The following is a 9,703-nucleotide window of genomic DNA, read 5'->3' on the forward strand; positions in this document are numbered from 1 at the left end:
GATGCCGCCTTTGTGCGCCAAGGCAAGGGAGGGCCGGGATATTTTCCGCTCAATTGGCCAGCAGATCGTCCAGATCGAGACGCCGGGTGTACATGGCAAGCTGGCCATCGGCATCGCGTGGCCATTCGGCGCGCGGCCGGTCCCAGTAAAGCTCGATCCCGTTACCGTCGGGATCGCTGAGATAGATCGCTTCGCTGACGCCATGATCCGAGGCCCCGTCCAGCGGCACACCGGCATCCACCATGCGCCGCACCACGCGGGCCAGTTCGACGCGGGTGGGGTACAGGAACGCCACATGGAACAGGCCGGTGTGCCGGACCGGCGCCGGGGTGCCACCTTCGCTGTGCCATGTGTTCAGCGCGATATGGTGATGATAGCTGCCCCATGACAGGAAGGCGACCGTGCGCCCGTCGGTGGCCTGCACCTCCAGCCCCAGAAGATCGGCATAGAAACGCACGGCGCGCTCAAGATCCGCCACTTTCAGATGGACGTGGCCGATGCGCGGCGTGGGAAGCGGGGCAGAGGTCATGGCGGTCTCCTGACACTTCAGACAGCCTAGGCCGGGCGCGGGGACCGTGTATATAGCGCGTCCTGCACGCCCCTCTGTGCGGGGACGCGCAGGATATCGGGGTCAGGTCAGCAGGCCGACGATCTCGTAGGCGCGTTTCAGGATCGGCTGGGCGATCTCGTCGGCCCGTTCCGCGCCATCGGCCAGAATGCGGTCGATCTCGGCGGGATCCTGCATCAGCCGGGACATTTCTCCGGTGATCGGCGACAGCTTGGCAACCGCCAGTTCGGCCAGCGCCGGCTTGAATTCGGAAAATGTCTTGCCGCCATGGTCGGCCATCACCGCATCGACGGGGATATCGGCCAGACCGGCGTAGATGTTGACCAGGTTGCGCGCCTCGGGCCGCTCGGCCAGACCCTCGGCGCTTTCGGGCAGGGGCTCGGGGTCGGTCTTGGCCTTGCGGATCTTCTTGGCGATGGTGTCGGCATCGTCGGTGAGGTTGATGCGGCTCATGTCCGAGGGATCGGATTTCGACATTTTCTTAGAGCCGTCGCGCAGGCTCATCACCCGCGTGGCCGCGCCTTCGATCACCGGTTCGGTGATCGGGAAGAAATCGACGCCATAGTCGTTGTTGAACTTCATGGCGATGTCGCGGGTCAGCTCAAGGTGCTGCTTCTGATCCTCGCCCACGGGCACCTGTGTGGCATGATAGACCAGAATATCGGCGGCCATCAGGTTGGGATAGGCGAACAGCCCGGTCGAGGCCGCCTCGCGGTTCTTGCCCGCCTTGTCCTTGAACTGGGTCATCCGGTTCAACCAGCCCATGCGCGCCACGCAGTTGAACAGCCATGCCATCTGGGCATGGGCAGGCACGCGCGCCTGATTGAACAGGATCGACTTTTTCGGGTCCAGGCCGCTGGCCAGGTATCCTGCCGCCAGTTCCCGCGTCGCGCGGGTCAGATCGGCCGGGTCCTGCCAGACCGTGATCGCGTGCAGATCGACGATGCAATACAGGGTCTGGATGCCGCTGTCCTGCATGTCGACAAAGCGCTTCACCGCGCCCAGGTAATTGCCCAGTTGCAGGTGGTTGGTCGGCTGGATTCCCGAAAAGACCCGCGGGGTGAAGGCGGCGTTCGGGGCTTCGGCCGGGGTGGACTGCGTTTGGACCGCATCCGTCATGGGGGTTCTCCGTCTGGATTTCCGTGCACGGCTCGCTTATCTGCGGGGCCGGATGCCGTCAATCAAGGAACACCCATGGAACCCGCCCGCCCCGTCAATCCCTTGCCCGCAGCGGTGATCGCGCTGGCCGCCGTCGTGTTCGGCGTCGAAGTGCTGTTCACCCTGGCCGAGCGGGGTCTGCTGGGCGGCCCCGGCGGCATTGGTCTGCGCACCCGCGCGGTCGAGAATTACGCCTTCTTCGGTCAGGCGCTGGACTGGATGGTGGTCAACCTGAAGTTCCCGCCGGACCTGATGGTGCGGTTCGTCACCTATCCGCTGCTGCATCTCAGCTTTACCCACGCGATGTTCGTCTGCGTCTTCCTGCTGGCCATGGGCAAGATGGTGGGCGAGGCTTTGGGCAACGTGGCAGTCTTTGCCATCTTCTTCGGCGCGTCGATCGGCGGGGCGCTGGCTTATGGACTGCTGCTGAACGAGGATTTCCCTTTGGTGGGCGGTTATCCCGGCGTCTACGGGCTGATCGGCGGCTACACCTTCCTGATGTGGGTCCAGGCGAAGTTCCTGCGCCAGAACCAGTTGCAGGCGTTCCGGCTGATCGGCCTGCTGATGGCGATCCAGCTTCTGTTCGGGCTGCTGTTCGGCGGCCAGAAGGATTGGGTGGCCGATGTGGCGGGGTTTGCCAGCGGCTTCGGCCTGTCCTTCCTGCTGGTGCCGGGTGGCTGGGCCAAGCTGCGCGCGGCGTTGCGGCGGCGCTGAGGCTCAGCGCCCGCGCCGGAAGGCCGACTTCAACTCGCGCAGGGTCAGCGCGCCCAGCAGGTGAGCGGCGGCGAAATAGCTGACGATTCCGGCCCCGATCAGCAGGGCCAGCGCGCCATAGCGCAGGCCCGCGGTGTGCAATGCGCCCTGCAACCCCTGCGCCAGCGCCCAAAGCACGGCCCCCATCAGAATCGAGGCCAGCAATTGCCGGGGCACGGCGCGGCGGAAGCGGTCGTCAAAGCGGGCGACCTCGCCCATTGTGCTGGTGCCGCGCCACAGGAAGACCACCATGGCCCAGCCCGCCAGCGTGGTGCCAAGGGCAGCGGCGGGCCAGCCGATCACCGGCGACAGGCCGATGGCGCAGCCGGCATTGACCAGCATCGCCCAGACCGCGAAGCGGTACGGGCTGCGGGTGTCGGAGCGGGCGAAATACAGCGGTTGCAGCACCTTTTGCAGCACGAAGGCGGGCAGGCCCAACCCGTAGATCGCGGCGGCCAGCGCGGTGCCCTGGCTGTCAGCGGCAGTGAACTTGCCGCGTTCGAACAGGACCGAGACCATCGGTTCGGCAATCACCAGCAGGGCGACCGCCGCAGGCAGGGTGAGGGCCAGCGAAATCTCTCCGGCACGACTGAGCGCGGCGCGGCCCCCGGCGGCGTCATCGGCGGCCAGACGGCGCGACAGGTCGGGCAGCAGGACGATGCCCACGGCAATGCCCACGACGCCCAGCGGCAATTGGTACAGCCGGTCGGCGGTGTACATCCAGTCCATCGCCTTGTCGAAATAGCTGGCCACCTGCCGCCCGATCAGCAGGTTGATCTGCACCACCCCCGAGGCCAGCGCCGCCGGTGCCGCGACAATCGCCAGTTGCCGGATCTCCGGGGTGAAGCGCGGCATCGCGGGCCGCATGGTGAAGCCGGCCTTGCGCGCCGCGCTCCAGACCAGCGCGAATTGCGCCACGCCAGCAACGGGTACTGCCCAGATCAGCGCGCGGGCAACCTCGCCGCCCAGCCAGAGCGCCAGGCTCATGAAGGCGATGAAAATCACGTTCAGCAGCACCGGGGCGGCAGCGGCGGCCACGAAGCGGCCCGAGGCGTTGAGCACCCCCGACAGCATCGCCGCCAGCGCGATGAAGAAGATATAGGGAAAGGCGATGCGTCCGAAGCCGACCGCCAGATCGAATTGCTCCTGCCCGGCGAAACCGGACGCCATGGCATAGACCAGCCCCGGCATGGCCAGTTGCGCGATCAACGTCAGGACCAGCACTACGCTGGCCAGCGCCGCAAAGGCCTCCTGCGCGAAATCGGCCGGGCGGTCGCCGGTTTCCAGCCGCCGCGAGAACATCGGCACGAAGGCCATGTTGAAGGCGCCCTCGGCAAAGAAGCGGCGGAACATGTTGGGCAGCGAGAACGCCACGATGAAGGCCTGATAGGCCGGGCCAGTGCCCAGAAGCGCCACGATCATCGCGTCGCGGACAAAGCCCAGCACCCGGCTGGCCATGGTCCAGCCGCCGACGGTCAGCAGTCCGCTCAGCAGCCTGATGGGCTTCATTGCGCGGCGGCCTTGCTGGCACCCTGTTCGATGGCGTGCAGCAGCTTCTTTTCAAGGTTTTCCAGCTTGGTCTGGCCCATCAACTTCAGCCCGAACATGTCCTTGACGTAGAAGCTGTCCACCGCCTGCGTGCCATAAGTCGCGATCTGTGCCGAAGACAGGTAGATATTGTTGTTGGCCAGCGTCCGGGCGATGTCATACAGCAGTCCCGGCCGGTCGCGGGTGTCGACTTCGATGATGGTGTAGATGTCCGAGCCTTCGTTGTCGAAAGAGACCGAGGTCGGATGCCGGAAGGCCTTTTCCCGTTTCTTGATCTTGTCGCGCTTGACCATGGCCTCGCCCGCCACGATCTCGCCGCCCAGGGTCTTGTGGATCATCGATTTCAGCCGGCCCAGCCGGTCGACTTCATAGGGATGGCCGTCGGCATCCTGGATCCAGAAGGCAGCGGTGGCATAGCCGTCCTTGGTGGTGAAGGTGCGCGCGTCCACCACGTTGGCCCCCACCAGCGCCAGAGAACCTGCCAGCCGGGCAAAGATGCCGGGATGGTCGGCCATGACGAAACAGACGCGGGTGGCGTCGCGGTCCACGTCCTCGTGCAGGTCGATGCGCACCTCGTCATCCGTCAGCCCGTCCAGCAGATTGGCCATGACCACCTGCGTTTCGGTCTGCAGACCCTGCCAGTACGGACCGTAGTGGCGGCTGGTCTCGCGCCGCAGCCTGGCCTTGTCCCAATCGGCCAGTGCCTCGCGCAGCGCCTTCTTGGCATCGCTTTCGCGGGACACGCGATTGACGTCCTCCAACCCGGTCGACAGTGCCTCGGTGGTCTGGCGGTAGAGGTTGCGCAGCAGCATGGCCTTCCAGTTGTTCCAGACCCCCGGACCGACCCCGCGAATGTCGCAGGAGGTCAGCACCAGCAGCAGGTCAAGCCGCTTCTGGGTCTTCACCGCCTTGGCAAAGTCGCGCACCGTGCGCGGATCGGACAGGTCCCGCTTTTGTGCCATGTCGGACATCAGCAGGTGATGGCGGACCAGCCACTCCACGGTTTCGCAGTCCTTGGGCTTCAGCCCCAGACGCGGCGCCACGCGGCGGGCCACGCGCGCGCCCAGCAGCGAATGATCTTCGGGCCGGCCCTTGCCGATGTCGTGCAGCAGCAGGGCCAGATACAGAACCCGGCGGTTGATGCCGTCCTCGACGATCCGGGTCGAGATCGGAAGCTCGTCCTTCAACTCGCCCTTTTCGACCTGGCACAGGTTCTCGATGCAGATGATGGTGTGCTCGTCGACGGTATAGTGGTGATACATGTTGAACTGCATCATCCCGACCACCGTCTGAAACTCGGGGATGAAGGCGCCCAGCAGGCCGGATTCCTTCATCCGCCGCAAGGCGCGGCCCGGATTGTTGCGTTTCAGCAGGCAGCTCAGGAAGATCTTGGATGCCAGCGGGTCGCGGCGCACGGTGTCGTCGATCAGATCCAGGTTGGCTGAAACCGCGCGCACGGCGTCCGGGTGCAGCTTGTAGCCGGTACGCAGCGCCTCGTCGAACAGCCGCAACAGATTCACCGGATCGCTCAGGAATTCCTTCTCGTCCTGAATGTTGATCCGCCCGTGCACGATCTTGTAGCCCTGCTTGACCCGCTTGCGGCGCTGGAACAGGCCGGCAAGGGTGGGCATCCGCCGGATGTGGTCGGCCTCCATCGCGGTCAGCAGCACGCGGGTCAGGTCGCCGACGCGGGTGGCGTGGCGAAAATAGTCCTGCATGAAGATCTCGACGCCCCGGCGCCCGGCGCGATCCTTGTAGTCCAAGCGGTCGGCGACCTCGACCTGCAGGTCGAACGTCAGCTGATCCATGGCCCGCCCGGTGATCAGGTGCAGCTGGTTGCGCACCGCCCAGAGAAAATTCTCGGCGCGCTGGAAATAGCCAAACTCCTCGCGGGTGAAGAGGCCAAGATCGACCAGTTCGGCCGGGCGGTCGACGCCGTGGACGTATTTGGCAATCCAGAACAGCGCCTGAAGATCGCGCAGGCCGCCCTTGGCTTCCTTGACGTTGGGTTCCACCACATAGCGATGGCCGCCCTGTTTCGAGTGACGGGCTTCGCGCTCGGACATCTTGGATTCGATGAAATCGCCGGCGGTGTTCGAAAATAGCTCCTTGCGGAGTCGCTTTTTCAACTCTTGTGCCAGCGGCTGGTGCCCGGCCAGATAGCGGCTTTCCAGCAGGGCGGTGCGGATGGTGTGATCATCCTTGCCCAGACGCAGGCATTCATTGACGGTGCGGCTGGCGTGGCCGACCTTCAGGCGCAGGTCCCACAGCATGTAGAGCATCGATTCGATGACACTCTCGGCCCAGGGGGTCAGCTTCCAGGGGGTCAGGAACAGCAGGTCGACGTCGGAAAAGGGCGCCATCTCGGCGCGGCCATAGCCGCCCACGGCAACCAGTGCGAGGCCTTCCCAGGTGTCCGCAGAGGTGGCCGGATGCAGCACGTTGGTGGCCAGCAGGAAGGTGCTGCACACCACGCAGTCGGTCAGATAGGCATAGGCGCGCACGGCCGGACCCGCGTCCAGCGGTCGCTTGGCGATGGCCTCGGCTATGACGGCGCGGCCGTGCTTCATTTGCGCCGACAGAAGGCCCACGGTGGCGTTGCGCAAGGTTTTCGCGTCCGCCGAATCCTCGGCAAGCTGATGCAGCGCCGCCGCCACCGCCTGCCGGTCGAAGATGTTCTCGGGCGGGGCGATCAGGTTCAGGCTGTCGGGCGCGGCCGGAACGCAAAAGCGGTCGGCCGTGCTGTCAGGTGTTGTGTCGGACAAAAGTCAGTCTGCTTAAAAACCGGCGGCGCCAAAGGACTTCGGCGCCGGGTCAAGGATGCGCACGGCCTTGTTCTGGATGGTGGCCACGGACAGCGCGCGCTGGTTGCTGCCGTTTTGCAGGAAGCGGAACACGCCGCTGGCCCCGGCAAAGCCGCGCGACTGGGTGAAGCTGGAGGGGCTGAGCCCGTTGTTCGACCCGGCCAGCGCGCCAACGGCGGCGATGCCGTCATATCCCAGACCGGCGATGCTGTGCGGTGCCGCGCCAAAGGCCGTGGAATAGCGGCTGGAGAACTGGTTGAGGGCCTGCGTGTCCGGCAGTGCGAACCAGCCGCCCTGAACGCCCGGCAGCGCCAGTGCCGAGGCCGGCACGTCCCAGCGGGTCAGGCCGATGTACTGGATGCTTTCCGGCGTCAGCCCCTGTTCCGGCAGAAGCTGGGTGATGATCGGCAGGGCGGTGTCGGTGTTCGAGGTCAGGAACAGGGCACTGGCACCGCTGGCCTGGGTCTGGGCCACGATGCGGGGTGCCGCGGCGACCACGCCTTCCTGCGACATGGCAAAGCTCTCGCTGCCAGCGATGCGGATACCATAATCCTGCGCGGCGCGCACGATGGCATCGCGGCCGATCTGTTCGGCGGTGGTCTGGCCGTTGACCACCATCACGCTGTCGATGCCCTGTTTCTTGGCATACCCCATCATGCGGCGGGCCGTGTTGTCGAAGGTGGCACCCAGCACGAAGACATTGCCGCCCGCGATATCGCCATTGTTGGAGAAGCTCAGCACGGCGGTGTTGGTGCCGGCCACCGCGACGCCGACAGCGGCGGCGGCTTCGGCAAACAGCGGGCCGACGATCACGTCGGCGCCTTCGGCAACCGCATTGCGGGCCATGTTGGCGGCCTGGTTGGCATTGCCGGCGGTGTCATAGACCCGAAGGTCGATTTCGGTGCCTTCCAGGTCCGCCACCGCCAGCTTGGCGGCATTGACCAGCGACTGGGCCAGGAAGGCGACATTGCCGTCCGCCGATCCGCTGGGCACCAGAAGCGCGACCTGCGCCTTGCCGCCACGCCCTCCCGAGGTGATCGCCGTCGGATCACAGGCGGCCAGCGCCACCAGTGCGACGCCCATGGTGATGAATTTCGAAAGCTTGCGGATGATGCCGCCACCGGTCTTGGTCATGGAAACCCTCTTCCAAACTGGCCGGGGCAGACCTTGCAGGGGCCCCCGCGCTCCTCTACGCCTTTCCTACGCATCAATGAACTCGGGGCCAACCTTGAATTATCGCGTCACGCCGCTGCAGCCGGGGCTTTACCTGGTCGCGACCCCGATCGGGACCGCACGCGATATTACCCTGCGGGCGCTGGATATCCTGGCCTCGGCAGAGATTCTGGTGGCCGAGGACACCCGCAGCCTGAAGAAACTGCTGGCCATCCACGGCGTGCCGCTGGGCGATCGTCCGGTCTGGTCCTACCACGATCACAGCGGTGCCGGGACGCGGGCCAAGCTGGTCGAGGCGGTGAAACAGGGGCGCAGCGTGGCCTATGCGTCCGAGGCGGGCACGCCGATGGTCTCGGATCCCGGCTTTGACCTGGCGCGCGAGATGATCGCCGCGGATCTTCCGCTGACCGGCGCGCCGGGGCCGTCGGCGGCCATCGCGGCGCTGCTGTTGTCGGGGCTGCCCACCGACCGCTTTCTGTTTCTTGGCTTTCTGCCGCCGAAATCCACGGCCCGGAAAAAGGCGCTGGCCGAGGTGTCGCAGGTGCCGTGCAGCCTTGTGATCTACGAATCGCCCAAACGGGTTCACGCGTTGTTAAACGATCTGCGCGATGTCTTGGGAAGCAGCCGTCCTGCCGCCCTGTGCCGCGAACTGACCAAGCGCTTTGAAGAAGTTGTACGGGCACCGCTGGATGACCTGGCCGCAGAACTGATCGACCGCACCATCAAGGGCGAATGCGTGGTCATTGTCGGCCCACCGGGGGCCGCAGAGTGGACGGAGGACGATATGCGCAAGGCGTTGGCGGAAGCCCTGAAAACCCAATCCGTGCGCGATGCTGCGGCGTTCGTCGCCGCGCAATATGGCCTGCCTCGAAAAGCAGCCTACCAGATGGCCCTGAGCATGGACAAAGAGTCATGAGCGGGGCGCTGGCGGTTCATGCCGGACTGGCGGCCGAGGAGAGTGTCGCTGATTGCTATCGCAACAACGGATACCTGATGCGGGATCGCCGCTGGAAACGCCGGGGCGGCGAGATCGATCTGGTGATGAGCGATGGCAAGACAGTGGTTTTCATCGAAGTGAAAAAGGCCCGCAGTTTCGCGCAAGCCGCCGAATCGCTGCGGCCCGCCCAGATGCGCCGGTTGACTCGCACGGCGCAGACCTACCTTGGGCAACTCCCCGGTGGTCAGGACACGGATTGTCGTTTCGACGTGGCGTTGGTCGACGACGTCGGCCGGGTCGAAATCCTTCCCAACGCGTTTATCTAGGCCTAGGTCATGTTGACAAAAGGCGGACCCAGAGGCGGATTGACGTGATGTCTATGAAACCGAGGAAGCTCTCAGCCGTTTTGTCGTAGCGTGTGGCGACGCGGCGGGCATTCTTGAGCTTGTTGAAGCATCGCTCGACCAGGTTGCGTAGGGAATACAGAGAGTGATCCACGCCGACGCGCATTTTGCGGGATTTGCGCATCGGGATCTGGGTTAAAACATCCCGCGCGCCCATTGTTTTGCGAATGCTGTCAGCATCATAGCCCTTGTCGGCCAACAGGACGCTTGGCTCGGACAGATTGTCAGCCATGACCAGATCAAAGCCCATGTAATCGGACGTCTGGCCCGGCGTGATTTCGGTTCTCATGGGCAGGCCTGCCGCGTTGACGCGGAGGTGGATCTTGGTCGTGAACCCACCTCTTGAGCGCCCAAAACC

Annotated in this window: 9 protein-coding genes; 3 read left to right on the top strand and 6 right to left on the bottom strand. The window is 65.0% G+C overall.

All coding sequences use genetic code 11. The features are described 5' to 3' along the window. Positions 1-49 precede the first annotated feature (49 nt). Both ACP15K_RS14170 and trpS read right to left on the bottom strand, forming a co-directional pair. Positions 50-529 (bottom strand): VOC family protein, encoded by a 480-nt coding sequence (locus ACP15K_RS14170; protein WP_193140535.1) that lies wholly within the window; start codon positions 527-529, stop codon positions 50-52. A gap of 102 nt (positions 530-631) precedes the next feature. Next, entirely contained in the window at positions 632-1,687 is a 1,056-nt protein-coding gene (gene trpS / locus ACP15K_RS14175; RefSeq protein ID WP_193140536.1) for a tryptophan--tRNA ligase, read from the bottom strand. 75 nt (positions 1,688-1,762) lie between these two features. Between trpS and ACP15K_RS14180 the strand changes: the two genes are divergently transcribed. After that, positions 1,763-2,440 (top strand): rhomboid family intramembrane serine protease, encoded by a 678-nt coding sequence (locus ACP15K_RS14180; protein ID WP_193140537.1) that lies wholly within the window; start codon positions 1,763-1,765, stop codon positions 2,438-2,440. Between the two features lie 3 nt (positions 2,441-2,443). Here ACP15K_RS14180 and murJ read toward each other — a convergent pair whose 3' ends face one another. The 3 genes from murJ to ACP15K_RS14195 are packed head-to-tail and all read right to left on the bottom strand — an operon-like array spanning position 2,444 to position 7,965. Continuing rightward, complete coding sequence (gene murJ, locus ACP15K_RS14185) at positions 2,444-3,988, bottom strand: murein biosynthesis integral membrane protein MurJ (protein WP_424990813.1); 1,545 nt, start codon at positions 3,986-3,988, stop codon at positions 2,444-2,446. Next, positions 3,985-6,792, bottom strand: coding sequence for a [protein-PII] uridylyltransferase (locus tag ACP15K_RS14190; RefSeq protein ID WP_424990814.1), 2,808 nt, complete (start codon positions 6,790-6,792; stop codon positions 3,985-3,987). The genes murJ and ACP15K_RS14190 overlap by 4 nt, the downstream gene beginning before the upstream one ends. A gap of 12 nt (positions 6,793-6,804) precedes the next feature. Then, a complete protein-coding gene (locus ACP15K_RS14195; RefSeq protein ID WP_193140539.1) occupies positions 6,805-7,965 on the bottom strand; it encodes a penicillin-binding protein activator in 1,161 nt (386 codons plus the stop codon). Between the two features lie 94 nt (positions 7,966-8,059). On the opposite strand from ACP15K_RS14195, the gene rsmI reads away from it, so the two are divergent. Together rsmI and ACP15K_RS14205 are read left to right on the top strand one after the other, a co-directional pair. Continuing rightward, positions 8,060-8,920, top strand: coding sequence for a 16S rRNA (cytidine(1402)-2'-O)-methyltransferase (rsmI, locus tag ACP15K_RS14200; protein WP_226925690.1), 861 nt, complete (start codon positions 8,060-8,062; stop codon positions 8,918-8,920). Beyond that, complete coding sequence (locus tag ACP15K_RS14205; RefSeq protein WP_193140541.1) at positions 8,917-9,267, top strand: YraN family protein; 351 nt, start codon at positions 8,917-8,919, stop codon at positions 9,265-9,267. Before rsmI ends, ACP15K_RS14205 begins: the two co-directional genes overlap by 4 nt. A gap of 7 nt (positions 9,268-9,274) precedes the next feature. Here the strand turns inward: ACP15K_RS14205 and ACP15K_RS14210 are convergent. After that, the coding region (locus tag ACP15K_RS14210) for an IS5 family transposase (protein ID WP_424990092.1) at positions 9,275-9,703 on the bottom strand (429 nt) is incomplete at its 5' end.

Source organism: Fluviibacterium sp. S390 (genome assembly GCF_049800695.1).
Lineage (GTDB): Bacteria > Pseudomonadota > Alphaproteobacteria > Rhodobacterales > Rhodobacteraceae > Meridianimarinicoccus.

Bases quoted from the DNA above. Each gene is read 5' to 3' on its own strand.
- ACP15K_RS14180 (WP_193140537.1), top strand. From the start codon at position 1,763: ATGGAACCCGCCCGCCCCGTCAATCCCTTGCCCGCAGCGGTGATCGCG.
- trpS (WP_193140536.1), bottom strand. From the start codon at position 1,687: ATGACGGATGCGGTCCAAACGCAGTCCACCCCGGCCGAAGCCCCGAAC.
- ACP15K_RS14205 (WP_193140541.1), top strand. From the start codon at position 8,917: ATGAGCGGGGCGCTGGCGGTTCATGCCGGACTGGCGGCCGAGGAGAGT.
- murJ (WP_424990813.1), bottom strand. From the start codon at position 3,988: ATGAAGCCCATCAGGCTGCTGAGCGGACTGCTGACCGTCGGCGGCTGG.
- ACP15K_RS14195 (WP_193140539.1), bottom strand. From the start codon at position 7,965: ATGACCAAGACCGGTGGCGGCATCATCCGCAAGCTTTCGAAATTCATC.
- ACP15K_RS14170 (WP_193140535.1), bottom strand. From the start codon at position 529: ATGACCTCTGCCCCGCTTCCCACGCCGCGCATCGGCCACGTCCATCTG.